This window comes from Clostridium sp. (assembly GCF_050717515.1).
Classification (GTDB): domain Bacteria; phylum Bacillota; class Clostridia; order Clostridiales; family Clostridiaceae; genus Clostridium_AD.
The window spans coordinates 151,799-171,469 of the sequence record NZ_JBOITL010000025.1 but is presented as its reverse complement, the minus strand read 5'-3'; the positions used below and the strand labels follow the sequence as shown (position 1 = coordinate 171,469).

21 protein-coding genes are annotated in these 19,671 nt (G+C 29.1%); 8 read left to right on the top strand and 13 right to left on the bottom strand.

Features of this window, described 5'->3' with window-relative positions; genetic code table 11:
* Positions 1-42: 42 nt before the first annotated feature.
* Positions 43-1,323 carry a L,D-transpeptidase family protein gene (locus ACREV6_RS10305; protein WP_431577923.1) on the bottom strand — a complete coding sequence of 427 codons (1,281 nt, stop codon included), beginning with the start codon at positions 1,321-1,323 and terminating at the stop codon, positions 43-45.
* Between the two features lie 461 nt (positions 1,324-1,784).
* On the opposite strand from ACREV6_RS10305, the gene ACREV6_RS10300 reads away from it, so the two are divergent.
* Positions 1,785-2,030 carry a hypothetical protein gene (locus ACREV6_RS10300; protein WP_431577922.1) on the top strand — a complete coding sequence of 82 codons (246 nt, stop codon included), beginning with the start codon at positions 1,785-1,787 and terminating at the stop codon, positions 2,028-2,030.
* A gap of 32 nt (positions 2,031-2,062) precedes the next feature.
* Here the strand turns inward: ACREV6_RS10300 and ACREV6_RS10295 are convergent, their stop codons facing one another.
* Positions 2,063-2,221, bottom strand: coding sequence for a hypothetical protein (locus ACREV6_RS10295; RefSeq protein WP_431577921.1), 159 nt, complete (start codon positions 2,219-2,221; stop codon positions 2,063-2,065).
* 108 nt (positions 2,222-2,329) lie between these two features.
* Positions 2,330-3,289 carry a DUF5667 domain-containing protein gene (locus ACREV6_RS10290; protein ID WP_431577920.1) on the bottom strand — a complete coding sequence of 320 codons (960 nt, stop codon included), beginning with the start codon at positions 3,287-3,289 and terminating at the stop codon, positions 2,330-2,332.
* Positions 3,290-3,510: 221 nt separating this feature from the next.
* Here ACREV6_RS10290 and ACREV6_RS10285 point away from each other — a divergent pair, with 221 nt between their 5' ends.
* The 4 genes from ACREV6_RS10285 (at position 3,511) to ACREV6_RS10270 (ending at position 7,018) form a co-directional block, all read left to right on the top strand.
* Positions 3,511-4,260, top strand: a complete 750-nt coding sequence (locus tag ACREV6_RS10285; protein WP_431577919.1) for a sigma factor — start codon at positions 3,511-3,513, stop codon at positions 4,258-4,260.
* Positions 4,253-5,302 carry an anti-sigma-I factor RsgI family protein gene (locus ACREV6_RS10280; protein ID WP_431577918.1) on the top strand — a complete coding sequence of 350 codons (1,050 nt, stop codon included), beginning with the start codon at positions 4,253-4,255 and terminating at the stop codon, positions 5,300-5,302. Before ACREV6_RS10285 ends, ACREV6_RS10280 begins: the two co-directional genes overlap by 8 nt.
* Positions 5,303-5,404: 102 nt before the next feature.
* Positions 5,405-5,584, top strand: a complete 180-nt coding sequence (locus ACREV6_RS10275) for an asparagine synthase (RefSeq protein ID WP_431577917.1) — start codon at positions 5,405-5,407, stop codon at positions 5,582-5,584.
* Positions 5,585-5,857: 273 nt separating this feature from the next.
* Positions 5,858-7,018, top strand: a complete 1,161-nt coding sequence (locus tag ACREV6_RS10270; protein WP_431577916.1) for an amidohydrolase — start codon at positions 5,858-5,860, stop codon at positions 7,016-7,018.
* A 69-nt stretch (positions 7,019-7,087) separates the two neighbouring features.
* Here the strand turns inward: ACREV6_RS10270 and ACREV6_RS10265 are convergent, their stop codons facing one another.
* The 3 genes from ACREV6_RS10265 to ACREV6_RS10255 form a co-directional block, all read right to left on the bottom strand.
* Positions 7,088-8,524 (bottom strand): carbon starvation CstA family protein, encoded by a 1,437-nt coding sequence (locus tag ACREV6_RS10265; protein WP_431577915.1) that lies wholly within the window; start codon positions 8,522-8,524, stop codon positions 7,088-7,090.
* Positions 8,525-8,641: 117 nt separating this feature from the next.
* Positions 8,642-9,343 carry a LytR/AlgR family response regulator transcription factor gene (locus tag ACREV6_RS10260; RefSeq protein ID WP_431577914.1) on the bottom strand — a complete coding sequence of 234 codons (702 nt, stop codon included), beginning with the start codon at positions 9,341-9,343 and terminating at the stop codon, positions 8,642-8,644.
* A gap of 4 nt (positions 9,344-9,347) precedes the next feature.
* On the bottom strand, positions 9,348-11,021 hold the full coding sequence (locus tag ACREV6_RS10255; protein ID WP_431577913.1) for a LytS/YhcK type 5TM receptor domain-containing protein: 1,674 nt from the start codon (positions 11,019-11,021) through the stop codon (positions 9,348-9,350).
* A 209-nt stretch (positions 11,022-11,230) separates the two neighbouring features.
* Between ACREV6_RS10255 and ACREV6_RS10250 the strand changes: the two genes are divergently transcribed.
* Positions 11,231-11,584: an MmcQ/YjbR family DNA-binding protein gene (locus ACREV6_RS10250; RefSeq protein WP_431577912.1), complete on the top strand. Its 354-nt coding sequence runs from the start codon at positions 11,231-11,233 to the stop codon at positions 11,582-11,584.
* Positions 11,585-11,638: 54 nt separating this feature from the next.
* Complete coding sequence (locus ACREV6_RS10245; protein ID WP_431577911.1) at positions 11,639-12,247, top strand: 3'-5' exonuclease; 609 nt, start codon at positions 11,639-11,641, stop codon at positions 12,245-12,247.
* Positions 12,248-12,475: 228 nt separating this feature from the next.
* On the opposite strand, the gene ACREV6_RS10240 is transcribed toward ACREV6_RS10245, so the two are convergent.
* The 3 genes from ACREV6_RS10240 to ACREV6_RS10230 form a co-directional block, all read right to left on the bottom strand.
* A complete protein-coding gene (locus ACREV6_RS10240; RefSeq protein WP_431577910.1) occupies positions 12,476-13,027 on the bottom strand; it encodes a nucleotidyltransferase family protein in 552 nt (183 codons plus the stop codon).
* A 50-nt stretch (positions 13,028-13,077) separates the two neighbouring features.
* Positions 13,078-13,503, bottom strand: a complete 426-nt coding sequence (locus tag ACREV6_RS10235) for an acyl-CoA thioesterase (protein ID WP_431577909.1) — start codon at positions 13,501-13,503, stop codon at positions 13,078-13,080.
* Positions 13,504-13,859: 356 nt separating this feature from the next.
* Positions 13,860-14,585: a hypothetical protein gene (locus ACREV6_RS10230; protein ID WP_431577908.1), complete on the bottom strand. Its 726-nt coding sequence runs from the start codon at positions 14,583-14,585 to the stop codon at positions 13,860-13,862.
* A gap of 274 nt (positions 14,586-14,859) precedes the next feature.
* On the opposite strand from ACREV6_RS10230, the gene ACREV6_RS10225 reads away from it, so the two are divergent.
* Positions 14,860-15,024 carry a hypothetical protein gene (locus ACREV6_RS10225; RefSeq protein ID WP_431577907.1) on the top strand — a complete coding sequence of 55 codons (165 nt, stop codon included), beginning with the start codon at positions 14,860-14,862 and terminating at the stop codon, positions 15,022-15,024.
* 148 nt (positions 15,025-15,172) lie between these two features.
* On the opposite strand, the gene ACREV6_RS10220 is transcribed toward ACREV6_RS10225, so the two are convergent.
* Genes ACREV6_RS10220 through ACREV6_RS10205 form a run of 4 tightly spaced genes read right to left on the bottom strand, consistent with a single transcriptional unit; the run spans position 15,173 to position 19,671 of the window.
* Complete coding sequence (locus ACREV6_RS10220; RefSeq protein WP_431577906.1) at positions 15,173-16,261, bottom strand: GerAB/ArcD/ProY family transporter; 1,089 nt, start codon at positions 16,259-16,261, stop codon at positions 15,173-15,175.
* Between the two features lie 19 nt (positions 16,262-16,280).
* Entirely contained in the window at positions 16,281-17,426 is a 1,146-nt protein-coding gene (locus tag ACREV6_RS10215) for a Ger(x)C family spore germination protein (protein WP_431577905.1), read from the bottom strand.
* Positions 17,427-17,464: 38 nt separating this feature from the next.
* Complete coding sequence (locus tag ACREV6_RS10210; RefSeq protein ID WP_431577904.1) at positions 17,465-18,586, bottom strand: Ger(x)C family spore germination protein; 1,122 nt, start codon at positions 18,584-18,586, stop codon at positions 17,465-17,467.
* A complete protein-coding gene (locus tag ACREV6_RS10205) occupies positions 18,583-19,671 on the bottom strand; it encodes a GerAB/ArcD/ProY family transporter (RefSeq protein ID WP_431577903.1) in 1,089 nt (362 codons plus the stop codon). The genes ACREV6_RS10210 and ACREV6_RS10205 overlap by 4 nt, the downstream gene beginning before the upstream one ends.

The window sequence follows — 19,671 nt, the reverse complement described above, 5'->3', positions numbered from 1 at the left end:
TTTTAAAAAATATTAATGTATACTTATTCACCTTACTATTGGTTAATTAACCCACACTGCTGTTCCATTAGGCATATTATCATACACCCATTTACTATCATTTATTGATAATCTTATGCATCCAGCAGAGGCCCTTTTCCCTAAGGTATAATCTTTTACATTTCCATTGGCGTCCATAATTATAGAATGAAATAAATATTGTCCATTCCATGCCACCCAATTTTTCGCTCCACTTTTACCTGTGAAAAACCAAGTCCCCCTGTTTTGAATTGCAAAAGTACCTCTCACTGTAGGAGAAATATTTCTTCCTGTTGCACAACTCATAGTTTTTAAAAGCTTGTACTTTCCCTCTGTTCCCTGAAATACGTTAACAATTTGACGGTTAAGATCTACCCACATGAAATATTTATTATTACTTTTAAATTTTTTAAAATTCACATAGCCTTCTAGTTGTGCTGTTGAAAGCTTAATTGTGTTTGTTGCCGGATCACTAGGTATTATTAAACTATATGCTTCTACCCAGCCATATTTCCCTAAATTAGTTTTTATATAATACCATTTATATCCGCTGTCCTTAATAACCTCTACCTTGATTCCCTTTTTTACTAAGGCAAGTTTATTAGATTTAGTAGACATTTCAGCATATAAATTTGAATCCCGTGATATAGTGGCAATTACTGGTGATGCCTTTACCATATCATTATAATTAACTTCAACTTTTAAAATTGTTAAAGTTAAAATTACTTCTAATTCATATCCTTCAACTTTTCCTTTAAAAATATGTATTCCTACTTTAGTTGTATCTACAATACTGCTATCCCAAATAACATCCCTATCCTGACGTATACCATTACTTAAATCTACTGTTACTTTTTTTTGAGGAATAAATGCTTGTCCTTGTTTTATAGATAAGTTGATATTATTTACTTTTACAATAGACACTGGCTTTTCTACCGCAAACATAATACTGACAGCCTTATTTAGTGGCTTACCTTCAATCGACTGTAACTTATCGCCTATGTTTAATTGGTATTTTTCGCCTTCTATATACCCATCAAGAGGTGGTTTTACTATGACCTTTTTTTTATCTTCACTAAGTTCTAAAATTACATTCATCTTTTGCCCTTGATTATTTATTACAGTAATATTGTCATGGGCTAGTTCATCAAATAAAATAGAATAATTAAAAGTTATTGTCCAAATTTTATCCTTTGTAACCTTTTGTTCACCTTCTAAATTAACTGCTAGAACATTAAAAGACTTGCTCAAAATAAAAACCATAAAAATCAATCCAAAAAAAATCTTCTTATAAACTTTCTGCACTAAAATCCCCCTAAAATATAAATGTATTATTTTATTATTTCATATATGTAGATTTTACTCTAATATCCATTTAAAAACAATCAATAAATTCATTAATAATGAATAAGTTTAAATATTTTACAGTATAGCTGTAAAATATTAGGTGTGCAGTCCAATCATAATAAAAAGCTGCCTATAAGCAGCTTTTTATTATTTTCCTATTTCGGGAACTCTTTTTGCATCGTCACCCTTCATTTTCTTATTTTTATCCCCTTTTGGTTGAACTTGTGGTCTACTCATTCCTTTTTTGGGCATAATCTTCTCTCCTTAAATTTATTTATTAACTTACTTATTACATTTATTATCTTTTACTTATTATTTTGTTTAATACATTTTATTGTGCAAATAAAATACTTTGATAATTAATTAGCTGTGCACTATACTATAATTGTACTATTTGTGTAAAAAAGGGGGGCATAATAATGGCTAAAGGTTTTGTACTAGATAAAAATGATGCAGGTGAATATTTTGTATCTTTCAAACGTGATAATAGTGACTTAGATTTACGAATACAAGGAGAATATCCTTCTACTGCTATTACTCATGCTGAAGTAACTAGCATTTTAGAAAAACATGGTCTTTCCACTGCTACTTGTACTGTGGATAAGGAACAGGTTTTAGCTGCAGTTCGGGAATTAAATTTTGTTGCAGGCATTAATAATAAATAAATAAATGGCGGGACTCCCCGTCATTTTTTTTACTATTCACCTCTAAGTTCATTATTGATTTTTATGACTTCCTCTTCATTTAGACTTGTTAAGTCTATAATTTCAATAAGACCCATACCTCTTTGGAGCATATTTTTTACATTTTCGACTTGTTCTTCATGCTGGCCTTTTGGTAACTTTGTTTTTCTCATAAATTTTATTTTCCTCCTCTAAATTAAAATAAGATATTGTAATTTTATATTACAATATCTTATTTTTACCTAGATGAGAACTTTTATTCTAAATGACTAAGGTTCTATTTATTTCTTTTTATTTTCTTTTATTTCTTCTTTTTTATTATCATTTTTAATTTGTATGTTTTCTAATTTTTCTTTTATTTCTTCTTTTTTATTATCATTTCTAATTTGTATATTTTCTAATTTTTCTTTTATTTCTTCTCTTTTATTCTCATTTCTAATTATATTTTTTTTAACTTCTTTTACTTCTTTTACTTCTTTTACTTCTTTCGCTTCTTTTGCTTCTTTAGCTTCTTTTATTTCTTTAGCTTCTTTTATTTCTTTTGCTTTTTCTACTTTTTCTTCTTCAACCTTTTCTTCTGTTACTTTTGGTTGTTCTATCTTTTCATCACTTTTCACAATATCTTTTTTAACTGCTTTCATTTCTTCAAAAGCTGTTTTAAATGCTTCTTTAGCATTTTTATATAAATCTTCATTTACTTTTAATAGTTCCTGCGCAGCTTTTATAGCCACTTCATCACCAGATTTTGTAGCTTGTTTTAAATCAACCATTACTGATTGATACTCTTGTCTTGCTGTATTTAACAAATGTCTTTTTTCTACCATGCTAGCTACTGCTTCCTTATGCTCTATATTAACCTCCTTATCATTATCTTCTTCCAATACATCTAATTTTTCACTTAACTTATCTAATTCTTTAATTATATTTTGTGCCAAATCATATTTTTCTTTTTCTGTCATACTGTCATATTCAGCTATTCTTTCATTTACTATTTGTGAAATTATTTCTGCTTTCTTTGCATCATCAAAGGTTAAAAATACTTTAAGATTATCAAAGGCCTTATCAAAGAAATAAAACATACTGTCTGGCATAATTCCTGTATCCTTATCAACAACCTCACTTATATTTGCATCAATACTTGTACTTGTAGTAACTGAATTTTCAGCACCTGTTGCAAACACCTTTGTATTTATGCTTACTGTAAAAGCTATGGCTGCAACTAAAATAGCTACTTTTTTCATGTTAATTCCTCCTCATATTGTTCTTACGTAGATATCAAATGTTAAATGTTATCCCATATTTTTCATTTCCCTTATATATACGAAACATGGTAAGATTTATTAGAGGGTATTTCTATTATTTTTTGAATTATATTTTATATTTCTTTCAAAAATATATTTATGTTTCTTTTCCCTCTTAAAATTGGTAGTATTTACGTATACAGAATATAAGGGGTGGACAAATGAACTTGAAACTTCTTTTTCATAAAAACAAAAAAACAGTCGTGGCTTTAGATGAAGAACAAAGTTTTAATATGGATGTTTTAATTTTCGAAAATCGTAGCAATTTTATTGAATCGAACAAAGGTTTTATTTATTCAACTACAAGTAAAATCTGCAAAAGGCACTTGATTTGGGAAAATGATGAAGAACTTAGTATCTCTCTTATGGCTTTTAACATAGCCTGCGACAAATATGATAAAACTAAAGGAAATTTTTATGGTTTTGTTAAAATAATTATTAAAAACGCACTTATAGATTTTTTCAGAAAAAATAAAACTTGTCCAAGTCTAATCTTTGATAACAGTAAGGGGAGTGTGGATTATATAGATGGTAAAAATTCTATTAACAATTTTGAAATTGAAATTGATAATGAATTTAGAGCTTATGAAATAAATTTATTTTCAGAGGAGCTATTAAAATACAAAATAAATTTTGATTCTCTCATTAATTTATCCCCCTCTCACAAAGATACTAGAAGTAATCTATTAAATGTTGCCTTTTTATGCGCTAGAGAAGAATCAATACTTAATCATTTAAAGACTAAACGAAGGCTTCCAACTAAAGAAATAATAATATTAACTGCCTCAAATAGAAAATTAATTGAAAAATGGCGTATATATATAATTTCTTTAATATTGATACTTATAAATCCAGAATATGTGTATCTAAAATCCTATCTAAATATAAAAGAGGGTGAATTAAATGATTAAAACAGGTATTGTAATGTGTATTATGAATAAAAAAGCTGGAATTATGACCTCAAGTGGAGAGTTTGTGTATATAAAAGCAAGTAAAGTATTACCTAAGATAGGGGAACTTCACACCGGAGAGCTATATAAGAAAAACTTGTTTCACTACAAATATGCCATAACGGCTGCTTCATTAATGTTTCTACTTATTTCAAGTTCTTTTGCTCATGCTTACTACGCTCCAGTTACAACTATACTTCTCAATATTAACCCCTCTGTTTCTCTTAAAGCTAACAGGTGGAATAAAATCATTAGTTTTAAAGCACTAAATTCAGATGGCTCACTAATACTTAGTAATATTAAACTAAAAAATAAATCTATAGATGACGGTCTTGAGCTTTTAGTTAATGAAGCAAAAGCTGATAATTTTATAAACGCTGAATATGTAAATGATAAAAAAATTATTAGTCTTGATATTAAAGGGAATAAAGATAACTCTATAGATATTTCTAATTTTAAAAATATTATAGATAGTAATAATCTAAATATTATAATTAATGCATCTTCAAGTAATAATAAGAAACTGGATATTACAGCTAATAATAAAAAAATAGATATATCCACTTTGAATTCTAATAGTCATAAAAAAGAGTCCACTAATAAAGATGAAGATACTTTGAAAGATTCCCTAAAAAAACCTTCAGTACACATTAATACTAATAAAATAAAAGATAAGTCCTCAGAAATTAAAAACAAGGACAAAACAATTAAAAGTAAGGATAATAAAATCAACAAAGATGCTAAATCTGAAAACAAAAATACTAATAATAACTCATCAACTATAAAAAAATTTGTTGCTCCAGATAAAATTAAAGACAACTTTCACAATAAAAAAGCCAAAAGTGTAAAAGTTTTTAAAACCACTGAGAATTATGACAATTCTAAGAATAATTCATTTGAAATAAAAGAAAAACACAGTACTAATAAGCATTCTGATAGCTATAAAAATCCAAAAAAAACTGATAATACTCTTAATAAATTTCTTAAAGGTTTCAATGATTAATCCGCTAGAAATATAAAGCATATATTCTATATATTTTGCAGTATTAAAAACCTCGCATTTGTAAAAGATAATAACATAAAATTAAAAAGGGAGGTTTTTAATATGCGTGAAGGATTAATTCCAACTATGCTAGGTACAGTTGTAACCGCTGCCGGTGCATCGTTTTCAAGAAATAATATGAAAAAGAAAAATGTGCTTCCTATGATTGAAGCAGGCGTTATTGGATTTGGCTTGGCTCACATAGTACTAGGAGCCATTGATCTTGTGGAGCATAGAAGATAACTTAAGCTCGATTAGAGTTTGCTTATGAACACTTTAAATATGAAAAACTTTCCAAGAAAATATTTTAGAATAAAAGAAAAAACTGATTAGAAATTTTACTTTCTAATCAGTTTTTTTTATTTATCTTTTTTGAATTTTGACTTTAATAATATTTAGAAAAATATGTTATAATATCTTTAGTATAATATATTCAATCTAAAAATATTAATATAGCGAAATAGATTTTTTCATCTCATTTGCTATAAAATCGCTGGAAATTGAGGAGGTTTTTATATGATTTTAATTAAAAATGCCAATATACATACAATGGCCAAGGAGAATTTCAAAAATGGAATGATCTTAGTTGATCACGATAAAATTATCGCTATTGGAAATGACGTAAGGCCACCGAGCAATGCAGAAATAATTGATGCTAAAGGTAAATTTGTTATGCCAGGAATGATTGATGCTCACTGTCATCTAGGAATGTGGGAAGACGGAATGGGCTTTGAAGGTGCTGATGGTAATGAGGCAGTTGACCCCGTTACTCCTCATTTAAGAGCAATAGACGCAATTAATCCTAGAGACATATGTTTTAAAGATGCGTCAGAAGCTGGAATAACAACTGTTGCAACCGGTCCAGGCAGCGCTAATGTAATTGGTGGACAGTTTGCAGTTATTAAAACCTATGGAGATAGGATCGACGATATGATTGTAAATGATTGTCTTGCTATGAAGGTAGCTTTTGGTGAAAATCCTAAAAGAGTATATCATGCTCAAAAAAAATCTCCAAGCACAAGAATGAGCACTGCTGCTATCCTCAGGGAAAATCTTTTTAAAGCAAAGATGTATATAGAAAAACAAAATAAATCCAAAGAAAACCCTGATAAAGTACCCGATTTCGATATGAAAATGGAAGCACTAGCAAAGGTTATAAAAAAACAAATACCTTTAAAAGCTCATGCTCATAGAGCAGATGATATTCTCACTGCACTTCGAATTGCAAAGGAGTTTGACATAGATATAACCCTTGACCATTGCACGGAAGGGCACTTGATTGTAGATTATTTGAAAGAGGGTATTCAAAAGGGAATAATTCTAGGCCCCACACTATCTAATAGATCAAAAGTAGAACTTCAAAATCTAACTTTTGAAACCCCAGGAATTCTTTCCAAAGCTGGCCTGAAGGTAGCTATAATGACAGATCATCCAGTCATTCCACTTCAATATCTTCCAGTATGTGCTGGCATTGCTGCAAGAGAGGGTATGGATGAAGAAGAAGCTCTAAAATCAATAACTATAAATGCTGCAGAAATACTTGGTATCCAAGGCAAAGTTGGAAGCTTAGAACTTGGAAAGGATGCTGATATTGTTATATATAGTGGACATCCCTTTGATTTAAGAAGTAAAGTAGAATTTGTAATGATTAATGGTAAAATTATAAAAAGCAAATAAGCAAAGGCTGTTAACATAATTATTATGTTAACAGCCTTTTTATTTTATAAAGGGGGATTTATAAAATATCTACATTTTTACCTTTGTCTTTACTTCTACCTTTTTTGCTGCAACTAAGAAAATTACCATTGCTGCAATTGCTGCTATAATTCCTACTGGATATGCAATTCCTTGAGAAAGCTTAAAACCTTCTGGTGCAATTAAAATGTAAGAGGTACATACTGCAGTCATAAATGTAGCAGGCACTGTAGCCATCCAGTGTTTTTTACCTATAGTAACCATATACATACCTGCTGTCCATAAGACTATAGTAGCTAAAGTTTGGTTTGACCATCCAAAGTATCTCCATATTATTGCAAAATCCATCTTAGTTAGCATGAACCCTACTAAAAATAGTGGAATACTAATAAGAAATCTATTTATAATAGGACCTTGTTTAAATTTAAATGCATCAGCTATAGTTAACCTTGCACTTCTAAATGCTGTATCCCCAGAGGTTATAGGACAAGCTACAACTCCAAGTATAGCTAAGATTCCGCCAACTTTTCCAAGCAACCCAATTGAAACTTCATTTACTACCCATGCTGCTGTATGACCTGGTAAAGCCATAGTAGCATTTAACTTTCCTACTCCTCCAAAGAAACTCATTGCTGCCGCTGCCCAAACTAATGCAACTATTCCCTCTACTATCATTGAACCATAAAATATTTTTCTACCTTGTTTTTCACTAGATATACATCTTGCCATTAAAGGCGATTGTGTTGCATGAAAGCCTGATATAGCTCCACAAGCAATGGTTATGAATAACATAGGAAATATTGGATTTTTACCTGGGGCTGAATGCATATTTATCAAATTGGCTGGTATTATTTCTGGAATATGATATCCTCCAAAAATCAAGGAACCACCAACACCTACTGCCATGATTAATAAACAAAAACCAAAAATAGGATATATTTTTCCAATAAGCTTATCTATTGGAACCATTGTTGCTATTAAATAATATGCAAATATAATATATATTAACACTGTAACATTCATTCCTGTTAAACCTTTTAATATACTAGCTGGTCCAGTTACAAACACAACTCCTACAAGCACTAAAAGTATTACTGAAAACACTCTCATAAAATTTTGAAAGCCTTTACCAAGATATTTTCCTACAACTTCAGGAATACTTGCACCATCATGTCTTACTGATAACATACCTGAAAAATAATCGTGAACTCCTCCTGCAAATATACATCCAAAGACAATCCATAAAAATGCTGCGGGTCCCCACATTGCACCTGCTATTGCACCAAAAATAGGTCCGAGTCCTGCAATATTAAGAAATTGAATTAAGAAAATCTTCCATTCAGGCATCTCAACAAAATCTACACCATCCGCCAACCTCACAGCTGGAGTTTTAATTTTCTCATCTGCACCAAAAGCTTTTTCTACAATTGTGCCATAAATAAAATAACCTACAATAAGAGCAATAATTGCTAAAATAAACGATATCATATGAATTCCTCCTTCTATAATCTAGTTATAAAGTTTTAATAACTAAATTATAATAGGTTTTTGTGAATTGAAGACGATTTCATACATGAAAAAACAAAAAAAGCACATGAAGTGCTTTTATATACCCATTATTCGTTTAAACTCAATTATATTATTTCTACTTACTGGTATTTCCACGTTCTCTCCTTGTAGTTTTAGCATATAAGTGTTGTTAAACCATGGGATTATTTCTATTATTTTATCAATATTTATTATATATGATCTATGGCTTCTAAAAAACAATTCTTTTGGAAGCTTTTTATAGAATTCTGATATACTACAACTTACCTTGTATTGTTCCCCCTCTATATAAATTAGTGTTTCTCGTTCTTTTGCTTCACAGTAAGAAATTTGAGCTATGCTCCTTACAATCATTTTATTATCTTTCCAAAGTGTTATTTTACTATTTGTACATTTTTCATCTGAACATTTCTCAATTTTTTTCAATGTACTAACTATACGTTCTTCGGAATAGGGCTTTAATATATAATCATAAGCTTGAATTTCAAAAGCGTCTACAGCATAATCTTTATGAGCCGTAATAAAAATAATAAGAGATTTTTTGGGGAAGTGGCTAATAATTTTGCACAGTGCCATTCCATCCAGCTTGGGCATATTAATATCCAGAAAAATAATATCTGGTTTATTTAATTCAATGTACTCTAGCGCGATAATCGAATCATCAAATTCCTCAACAATTTTAATATTACTGAAATTGTTTATGAAATACTTTAGTTCTTCTCTTGAAGGAAATTCATCATCAACAATAATACAGTTCACATTGTCACTCCTTTATTTTCCTAACATTAAAATGGATTCTAGTACCATTCTCGAGTCTTTCTATTTTTAATCCTTCACCATAAATATATTTTAACCTATTATGAACATTTGACATGCCTATTTTATTTTCTTCCATTTTACTTTCATAGACTTTTTCTATAATCTCTTCTGAAATACCCACTCCATCATCTTCAATTACTATCATAATGTTATCGCCAATATTTTTTTTTATTTCAATTGTTACTGTTCCATATTTTTTTCCCTCTAAAATACCGTGCTTTATAGCATTTTCTACTATTGGTTGAATTATAAGACTTGGAATTTTAACATCTAGATTATCTTCAATATTATAAATTATATGAAGTTTTTCCCCAAACCTTGCTTTTTCTATCTCTATATAAGCTTTCACCTGCTCAAGTTCTCTATAAATATCCACAGGTTTCTCACCTGCTTCTAAATTATACCTTAAGTAAGTGGATAAATTTATAATTAATTCTCTTGCACGATTTGGATTAAGTCTAATAAAGGAAATTATAGTATTTAGTGCATTAAATAAAAAATGAGGATTTATTTGAGCTTGCAGTGCCTTTATTTCAGCCTTATTTGCCATATGCTTTAACTCTCCAAGTTTGCTTATTTCAAGTTGAGTGGAAATAATTTGAGATAATCCTACAGCTAAATTTATGTTTCTAAAGGAAATTGCGTCATCTTTGCAATAATATATTTTTAATGTGCCTATCATCTTATTTCCTTCCTTTAAAGGAGCAATAATTGCAGATTTTAAATTACAATTTATATTAGGACAATCTATCTGATTTGCATTAGTTAAGGAAACCAAATTCCCCTCCTGAATAACTTTTTTTGTAGCCTCCGTTATAATCCTATGCCCTTTTATATGATGGTCAGCACCTACACCTACATGAGCTAATATATACTCCTTATTTGTTATAGCCACCGCATCTGCACCAATAGACTCTCTTATTATACTACATATCTGTTCTAGTGAATTTTCATCCATTTCTCTAAAATATGGCAAAGTTTTATTAGCTATCTCAAGTGCAATTTGTGCTTGCTTTGCTGCTATCTCTTCTTTTTCCTCATATATTTTTTGAATTATCACTATTAAGATTGCAATACCTATAGCATTAGTAAAACTCATAGGAAAATATATACTTTTTACAATAGTTAAAGCTTTGCTAAAAGGGTGTGCCATTGTAAGTATTAAAATCATTTCTAAAATTTCCATTAGAAGGCCACCAATTAACCCATAGCCCCACTTGTTATTTTCATTTGATACTTTATATAATATTCCTGCAAATATTCCTGAAATTATAGTGGTTATCATGCAGGGTATTGATGTAATTCCTCCAATATCTACAAGTAACCTGTGCATTCCAGCAATTACTCCTGCCATAAGCCCTACAAAAGGGCCACAGAGTATTCCTCCTGCCATTACACCAATAATTCTAGTGTTGGCAATAGCGCCATTAACCAGTGTTCCTGTGTAGGTTCCCAAAATTCCAAATGATCCAAAAATTATTGAAAGCATAATTAAATCTCTTTTTTTAAATTTATCCCTTTGCACGATATTCTTAAAGCTTCCTATCCTAGAAACAAAAAAAGCGATAAGAATGACATACCCTAAATTATTAGTAAGACTTCTTATTAGTTCAATCATACACATAACTCCATTTCATCTAAAGGCACAAACAAATAACAAGTAAGCATAATAGTCTATTCTATTCTAGCTTGATTTATTTTCATGTACATAAAGAAGGTTTTATAAATAGTATATACAATATTCTCTAATATATAAAGATATAAAATCTATGCTATAATTAACGTAACGTTATTTTTAATGAATAAAAAAATAAAGGGTGATTTATTATGTTATCTTTAGAAACTTTCAAAAAATATTGCCTAAGTAAAAAGGGTGTTACAGAATGTTTTCCCTTTGATGATGAAACACTAGTTTTTAAGGTTGGCTCTAAAATGTTTGCCTTAACAAATATCAATAAGCCAATACTGGAAGTTAACTTGAAATGTGAGCCTTTTATGTGCCAGGATTTACGTAGAGACTTTGATGCAATTATTCCAGGGTATCATATGAATAAAAAACATTGGAATACCATAATTTTTGATGGTTCCATTTCTGATGATAAAATCCTATTTCTAGTGGATTTATCTTTCGAACTTGTATATAGTGGCTTGAAAAAAAGTGAAAAAGAACAAATAGAGTAGGCAGAACAATCCATAATTGTTCTATGCCCCAGACAACCGCAGGAGGGTATTTTAATGAAAATGATTTTTTTTGATACAGAAACTACTGGTATAAGACCAGGAAACATATGTCAGTTAAGTTATATACTTGTTGATACCAGTTATAAGCCTATAAAAACAATAGGTAAAAATATTTTTTTTACAGTAGACTACGTAGAACCCTCTGCAGAAGATGTTCATGGTTTTAGTGTAGATGCACTATTTGAACTAAGTGATGGCAAAACTTTTGAAGATTTATACCAAGATTTTATTAATGATTTTATAGATGCAGATATTCTTATAGGCCACAATGTTAATTTTGATATAAAATTTTTAACTCATGAGCTTAAAAATTGTGGACATACTCTTGACCCTAAACATATATTTTGTACAATGAAATATTATAAAGATGTATGCAAACTTTACACTGTACGTGGTGGCTATAAAAACCCCAAATTATCAGAAGCCATTAAATTCCTCCAATTAAATGAAAATCAAATAAATTTAAAGAGTAATGAATATTTTGGAGATACTGCAAATTTTCATGATGCTAGATTTGATACTACCGCAACCTATTTACTAGTAACAGAAGGTATTAAGAAAGGTTTTATCCCTAAACATTATTTTACGCAGCTTGCTAAGTAATTTCTAAACTACGAGTTTTTTCTTGGATTCTGCTATAACAAAAGGATATATCACTAGAAATGCATTCACAGCGCTAAGTAATTCTACAATTTATTAGAGCTTGTTCACATGCATTTTACGTGATATATCCTTTTGTTAGCAGAATCCAAGAAAAAACAATAGAGTTAAAAAATCACATTCACTATAGTGGTACTAGATTTTCCCATACTAAGAAATAATACAGGAATATTACGATTTTAATATTCCTTGAATTTTATCCCTAACTTCACTTGGTAAGTTACCTCTTAATGATCTTTCAAATAAAGTAGGATTCTTTACTCCATTTAATAGTAGATAATCTTCTATCATCTTTACTTTTACCTCCCTATTAGTAATTAATTGATATAGTATATACCAATCTTCTAAAGAAGATAATGGGATATTTACTCCATTAATTTTTTCGAAGTCTGAAATAGAAGTATGATCAAAGATATATTCAAATGTTCCACTATTATAATTAATGCTAAGTCCTGCCATAACATCAATATCAAATCCATGGACAACATATTCATAAAAATATTTTGTTGAATATAAATCTGATTTTTCTCTAATTTTCTTTTCTCCAACACTTTTTAGAATTTTGTCTACTCTTTCAATATCCTTTAAATCTACTAAAATATCTATATCATTAGGATTTTCTATAAGCCCATAATTATGCAATAAGATAGAAGCCCCTACTGCCCATACAACTCCCTTTTCATTTAATTTTTCACCAATATAACCTAAAGTTTCAAAAATCATTTCTTCCCCCTAATTAACTAAATATTGTTTTCATTATTATTAATAGGACGTTATTCTGTCTTTTCAAAGAGTTTTTGAAACCTATTCCACATATCTACATTAGCTTTTTTAAGATTTACTACTCTAAATTTTTCATTGACAAAAGCGTGTGTTGTGCTACCTTTAGCTAAGATTTTTCCATCTTTCTCTCTTATAACATTATAATTAAATATTACCTTTGCACCATTTAGCTCTTTCATAAATGTTTGAATCATAATTATATCCTCATATTTTGCCCCTTCTATGTACCTACAAGAGCTCTCTACCACTGGTAACATAATATTGTTTTCTTCCATTTCTTTATATGTCATCCCTATTTCTGTTATATACTCCCCTCTACCTACTTCAAACCAAGCATAGTAATTTGAATGATGAACGATTCCCATCTGGTCTGTCTCTACATATCTTACTTTTAATTTTGTTTCATTAATATACATATCCATTTCTCCTATCTGCATAAATATTAGGTCAGCTTTCTTAAATAGATTAATATCGTTTTTACCCCCATAATAATAATAATAATAATCCTTTTAGAACTTAGATTTTTTTCTTAGATTATGCTAACAAAAGTATATATTGCGTAAAATGCGTTTGAATGTGCCTTAGTAATTCAGAATTTATTTTATTTACAGTTGCGTTAAGAAAAACATATGTTTGAGCGGAGCGAGTTTATGTTTTTTAGCAACTGTAAATAAAATAATTTTTAGAATTACTTGGCTAAGTGAACGAATTTCTAGCAAAATATACTTTTGTTATAGCATAGTCTAAGAAAAAACGCTTAACTTATAAAATATTAGAAGTCATATATTATACCATCGCAAAATACTCTTTTAATAACTCTATTATCTACATAAATCTGAATTGTATCACCTTTTTTTAAGTACAGTTCTACAGGTAAATTAATTTCATAAACAAAATTCCCTGATTTTATTTTTAATTTTGTCTTGTGAACATGGTTTCTTAAGGATAAATCAGCAAGATCTGCGCCTAATAACAAACCCTGTCCTGAGGATATGCTGTCAATTTGTATTCTTGGATAATCAATGATTTTTGCAACCATAGGAATATAATTTTCTAGTTTTTCATTTTCAATATAATCTATTTCCTCATCTATAATTATAGAGTTATTTTCAATTACAACATTATTAATGTCAATCAAAAAATACGCATTAATTTGTTCTTTTTTAATATTTTTAGAATATTTTTTTTCTTCATACCGTAATATTCTAAGATATACCAGTTTCAATAATTCATTATAAGTATTATCTTTGAATTTACCAAATTCTTTACTTATTATATTGTCTATACTTTTAGTTAATCTTGGTTCATTAATTTTTCCTAAAATGTTTTTACAACCCAAAAATCCAGCTAATTCAGATTTAATGTTATTTATATTAAAATCCTTGTCCGAAAGCTTTTCATCTGTACTAGCAACCATAAATACATTTGTATATTGTGGATATGCACACTGAATAAATCCTAAATATTTTCTATTTCTATCATATACATTAAAAGGCATATTAAGTCACTTCCTCATAAACTATTTTTAAATTATATAAATAAAATACTCCATATTAGTATTATACACACTATTTAAAATTGATAAATACAAATTTTATAAATTTTTATTTTATTTGGTTAATTGTGAATAAAATAATTTTTATGATATTTTTTCGCACAAATATTTTCATGATATTAGGGTTATATTAATATAAGCAATCCGAAAAAATAAAATATAATATTAATTATATTTCGAAGATGCTTTATAAATTAATATAAAAGGAGGGATATTTATGGACAATAATAAAAGTCACATGAAAACTGATAAAAAAACTAAGGCTGAACTTAGAAAAATGTTTCCGCAAAGTGGCGGGGATATTGGCATTGAAAATGGTGAAAAAATAGATGCAAATAATGATAAATTCACTAAACGTTCTAAATTATCTCATAACAAATAGTATTACTTACCACAATCATAAAGAGCAGGTACACAACCGGTTTCTGGTTAGTTACCTGCTCATATCATATATTTACAACTTTATTAAAAACCAATATATGTCGCTAGTGTGATTAAAAGGACCCATAATGGTTATTCAAGTGTAAACTTTACTTTCGACTTTTGTCTTTTATAAATATCAATATAGCAATAATAGAAATGTATGCAATAATAAACAACGTTATTTTAGGAACTAGATATCCAAGGATGGCTCTTCTTTGCATTTCACTTTTAATTGTCAAACATAAAAAAAGCACAATTGGAAATGAAAACCAGTAAATTTTCTTTTTATTTTTGATTTTAAATATATGACTTATACTATATGTAAATGCATAGTATACATTTGCTATGCTCTTAAGCATTGCTATACTCCATAAAAATAAGAATAAAAATCGTAAACTATTTAGAACTGATACATTTAATCCTTCTGTTACTAGTAAAACTGGCCAAATGGCTTTAGATGTAACCTTGTAACCTAAAGTATATATACATATCAAAGTAACCCAAACATAAATTGCCATAGTAATAAGTAAGGCCTTTAAAGTTATCTTTTTTATTTTTTCCTTTTGTTTTACAAATGGATAAATTAGAAATATTGCTTCCATACCTCCATAGGATAAGGCAGATTCAATGCTGCCACTAAAAATATTTTTAACACCTGATCCGAATATAGGAAACAGATTTAAATAATTTCCATTTTTTACTGTTGTTAATAGTGCTAATGTTAAAATAAAAATAACATACAGGGATATCTTATTGATTCTTCCCAATACCTTTATCCCTTTATTACTTAAATATATGGCTATTAGGATGGTAGGAATAAAAATCTTTATTGGTGTTAAAAATGGTGTTGCATATACTCTAAAAATATTACTTAAACTAACAATACCTTCTATTGTAAAAACACAAAATTGCGCCATGAATAAAATGTTGCAAATAGTTCCTAGAATCCGACCTAAATATATGTTGCTTAAAGCCAATATATCCTGGTTGGGATGTTTTTTCACATAATAGATAGATACCAAGACTATATATATAGGATGTAGACCACCACCTAATACAGCTATCCACCCATCTTGCTTTGCATCCTGTACAACTGCATTTGGTAATGATAGAATAGCCGTTCCGATTATAAATCCTACTAAGATTGCTGTAGCTTCGCCCTCTTCCAACAAGTTCTTTTTTACATTATCCATCATATTTACTCTCCATATACATTTAGTACTGTCCAATTCCAATTTTATCAATTTTCACCACTACATTTACTTTAATGTCTGCATTACAAACCTCTTCATTCCAATCTACCCCAGTTTCCCTGCCATATTTGGCTGCAGCAACCATTCCTAAATTTAAGCAATCTATTTTATAAACATTTTTCATTTTATCAAGAAAACCGTAACACATATTCTCTATTTTTTTTTCCATGAGTTCTTCAAATTCACTTTCATTTTCTTTTTTCATATCTTTATATAAGGTATTATTTATGATGTCTCCCTTAAAATCTAACTCAATGCTGAATTCATATTTTCCTTCTTTCTTATTACATTTCACCTTCCTTTTAACCACTGCATCATAACTAATATACTTAGCTGGGTCTTCCTGCAAACTTAAAATCCCTTTTCCTGTTTTCTCTCTAAGCATATTCATAATTTTACCCTCATTCATAGGTAATACATAAGCCATTTTATCGCCTTTGAATAGAGCCATACCTGTAATAGAAATCTTTTCATCTTTTATCTCTTGATAAGGGAGCACTAAATTTTCTCCTTCTGATTCCAATGCTACATATATATTCAATAGTGTATAGTTGTTATATAAAAAATTATACCTTGCTGCATTACCAATTATTCCGCTCATATAATCTGCAGAACTAGGATACCCTTCAACATTAAAACGCATTATATCTTCTGCCTTACCTTTGCATATTGAAAAAACACCTCTATCATTAGTTTTCGCATTGGCAAACAGTATATTTATTATGTCTTTGATGCCATACTTTGCTGAATCTGAGCTTATTATAGCTATTTTTTCAGTTCCGATTATTATAGGTTTGCTAGAATTCAATTGTCTTTGTTCTCTTGTTTCACCAATACTACCTGCCTTAGACTTTACATTAGTACTACCTTGTTCAGTAATTTCCGCCTTTTCAGCAATTCTCCTTGAACTTTCTTTTTCCTTCTTTTTGAAATCATATATAGTAAAAGGAATGCTATATTGCACATTACCATTTAACTCTCTGACAATATCATACCCAAAACTTGCTGCTATATTTAACTGTTCCATGGGAGTTACCTTTAATTTTTCTGCATAAACAGGAACTATTAAGGCCGCTAAAAACATAATTATTATTATTTTCCTTTTCACAAGGGATCACCTTCTATTTCTTCATACTTATCTTATATTTAATACTCCCCTCTTCCTACTTTATCTACATTAACCTTTGCATTTACAATAATGTCAGAGTTACAAATAACCTCATCCCAATCTACGCCTGTATCTCTTCCATATTTTGCTACAGCCACCCACCCTAGCTGCAAAAGATCTACTTTATATTCATTCTTCATCTTATCCAAGAAAGCAGTGCACATTTCCTTAACCTCTTTTGCCATGTCTTCTTCAAACTTTTTCATTATTTTTGTATCTTCTGCCATGTTTTTGTATAAAGTATTGTTAATAATTTCTCCTTTCAAATTTAAGTCAATAATAAAAGTATATTTATTCCCTGTTTTTATACATTTTATTTTCCTTTTAGATTGAGCCTCATAATTTATATATTTTCCTGAATCATCTTTTATAGCTAATATGCCATTTACCTTATTTTCCCTTAGCATATTCATTAATTTTGTATCATTGATATCTAAAATAGCAGCAAGCTTATCCTTTTTAAAAACTGCCATTCCTGTTATTTTAATCCCATCTTCCATCATTTGAATATATGGGCTAACTATATTTTTCCCCTCTGCATCCATTGATAATAATGCATTTTTAAACATATAGTTTTCCTTGAAAAAATTATAGTTTGATGAACTTTTAATCATATCGCTTATATACTCCGCAGAATTATCATATCCTGGGATGTTATATTTAAAATATTCTTCATTCCTACCTTTACACACCACTAAAAATGAATCATCATTAACCACAGGATTCTTAAAATTAACGTCTATTAACGCTCTTATTCCATATTCAGCATAACCCTCTTCTATTAAATAAATTTTTGAAAGTCCTAAAAAAAATTCTTTTCCTATTTTTTTTTGTCTGTTTTCTCTTGTTATACCAATAGTACTACCTACTCCAGTACCTAATATACTTTCAATTGTTTCATCTTGTTTATATTCATTAGCAGTAGTAGATACCCTATATATTATATCGCCTTCTCCATTTTTATCTATCCCCATCCCAACTCCCACGGAAATACCTAAATCCTCCACACTGAGTGATCTCATTTTTTCACCGGTAAAAAACACAAGAAAGAAAGTACTGAATAAAAAAACAATAAATATTATATTCATATATTTTTTCATTTTACACCTCCTTTTTTTATCCATATTAAAATTGTGATCAAGGTTATATATATTAAATTGTATATAGTACTTATGTTAGATGTATACTTTGTAATTTGGTCCAACGCTACTTTATCGCCATAATAAGTCTTTGCAATGATAATAACAGAAGTAGCAATAGCTACATATATTATCTTTTTGCTTTTTATCTTTTTAATATCATCTAAAATAAATACACACACATAATTAAAAATAGCTACAGATTTAATTGCAATAATCATCCAAAAAGCTACAAAAATATATCTAAAATTGTTTATTACTTCAACTTTTACTGCTAATGTAACCGTAAAAAAACTCCATATTGTCTTAGGAATAATATCTTTTCCCATATAATACATAGTTATAAAAGTAACCCAGGTATATATAATAGTAGTAATCCCTACTGCCTTTAAAGCAGAGTTCTTTATCTTGCTACTATCATTTATAAATGGATAAATTAAAAATATAAGTTCCATTAATGAGTAATCATAAACACAAGCCATGCTCCCTTTTAAAATGTTTAATATGCCTGATCCGAATATAGGACTTATATTTAAATAGCTTCCTTGTTTTAAAATAGAAATAGTAGGTATTATGATTATTAATAACATCCCAAAAGTGATAGACCCCATCCTTCCCAACACTTTAATTCCTTTACTGGCCGTGTATGCTCCTACAAAAAATAAAAATACATAAATTTTTAGTGGAGTTAAATCAGGCATTGCTTCAGTTCTTGTAATTATGGCAAAGGTTGAAATCAAGGGTGGAAAATAACTAAAAAAACTCAGTAAAAAAAGAAAATTTAATATTGTTCCAATGGTCTTACCCATGTATCTTTTACTCAACACTAAAATATTGTCCTTAGGGAATTTCCCGCTAACATATATAGCTAAGAGCGCTACATATATTGGATATATAGCCCCTATTATTACAGAAATCCACCCATCTTGTTTTGCAGCCTCCACTACATCATTAGGTAACCCTGCTACTGTTATATCCAGCATAATTCCTACTAATAAAAATGTAACTTCATTTGGAGTTAGTAGATTTTTCTTTTCTATCTGCAT

Excerpts from the sequence above, each read along its gene's own strand:
- ACREV6_RS10300 (WP_431577922.1), top strand. The coding sequence starts at position 1,785 with ATGGCTAAAGGTTTTGTACTAGATAAAAATGATGCAGGTGAATATTTT.
- ACREV6_RS10295 (WP_431577921.1), bottom strand. The coding sequence starts at position 2,221 with ATGAGAAAAACAAAGTTACCAAAAGGCCAGCATGAAGAACAAGTCGAA.
- ACREV6_RS10290 (WP_431577920.1), bottom strand. The coding sequence starts at position 3,289 with ATGAAAAAAGTAGCTATTTTAGTTGCAGCCATAGCTTTTACAGTAAGC.
- ACREV6_RS10285 (WP_431577919.1), top strand. The coding sequence starts at position 3,511 with ATGAACTTGAAACTTCTTTTTCATAAAAACAAAAAAACAGTCGTGGCT.
- ACREV6_RS10280 (WP_431577918.1), top strand. The coding sequence starts at position 4,253 with ATGATTAAAACAGGTATTGTAATGTGTATTATGAATAAAAAAGCTGGA.
- ACREV6_RS10275 (WP_431577917.1), top strand. The coding sequence starts at position 5,405 with ATGCGTGAAGGATTAATTCCAACTATGCTAGGTACAGTTGTAACCGCT.
- ACREV6_RS10270 (WP_431577916.1), top strand. The coding sequence starts at position 5,858 with ATGATTTTAATTAAAAATGCCAATATACATACAATGGCCAAGGAGAAT.
- ACREV6_RS10265 (WP_431577915.1), bottom strand. The coding sequence starts at position 8,524 with ATGATATCGTTTATTTTAGCAATTATTGCTCTTATTGTAGGTTATTTT.
- ACREV6_RS10255 (WP_431577913.1), bottom strand. The coding sequence starts at position 11,021 with ATGATTGAACTAATAAGAAGTCTTACTAATAATTTAGGGTATGTCATT.
- ACREV6_RS10250 (WP_431577912.1), top strand. The coding sequence starts at position 11,231 with ATGTTATCTTTAGAAACTTTCAAAAAATATTGCCTAAGTAAAAAGGGT.
- ACREV6_RS10245 (WP_431577911.1), top strand. The coding sequence starts at position 11,639 with ATGAAAATGATTTTTTTTGATACAGAAACTACTGGTATAAGACCAGGA.
- ACREV6_RS10240 (WP_431577910.1), bottom strand. The coding sequence starts at position 13,027 with ATGATTTTTGAAACTTTAGGTTATATTGGTGAAAAATTAAATGAAAAG.
- ACREV6_RS10235 (WP_431577909.1), bottom strand. The coding sequence starts at position 13,503 with ATGTATATTAATGAAACAAAATTAAAAGTAAGATATGTAGAGACAGAC.
- ACREV6_RS10230 (WP_431577908.1), bottom strand. The coding sequence starts at position 14,585 with ATGCCTTTTAATGTATATGATAGAAATAGAAAATATTTAGGATTTATT.
- ACREV6_RS10225 (WP_431577907.1), top strand. The coding sequence starts at position 14,860 with ATGGACAATAATAAAAGTCACATGAAAACTGATAAAAAAACTAAGGCT.
- ACREV6_RS10220 (WP_431577906.1), bottom strand. The coding sequence starts at position 16,261 with ATGATGGATAATGTAAAAAAGAACTTGTTGGAAGAGGGCGAAGCTACA.
- ACREV6_RS10210 (WP_431577904.1), bottom strand. The coding sequence starts at position 18,586 with ATGAAAAAATATATGAATATAATATTTATTGTTTTTTTATTCAGTACT.
- ACREV6_RS10205 (WP_431577903.1), bottom strand. The coding sequence starts at position 19,671 with ATGCAGATAGAAAAGAAAAATCTACTAACTCCAAATGAAGTTACATTT.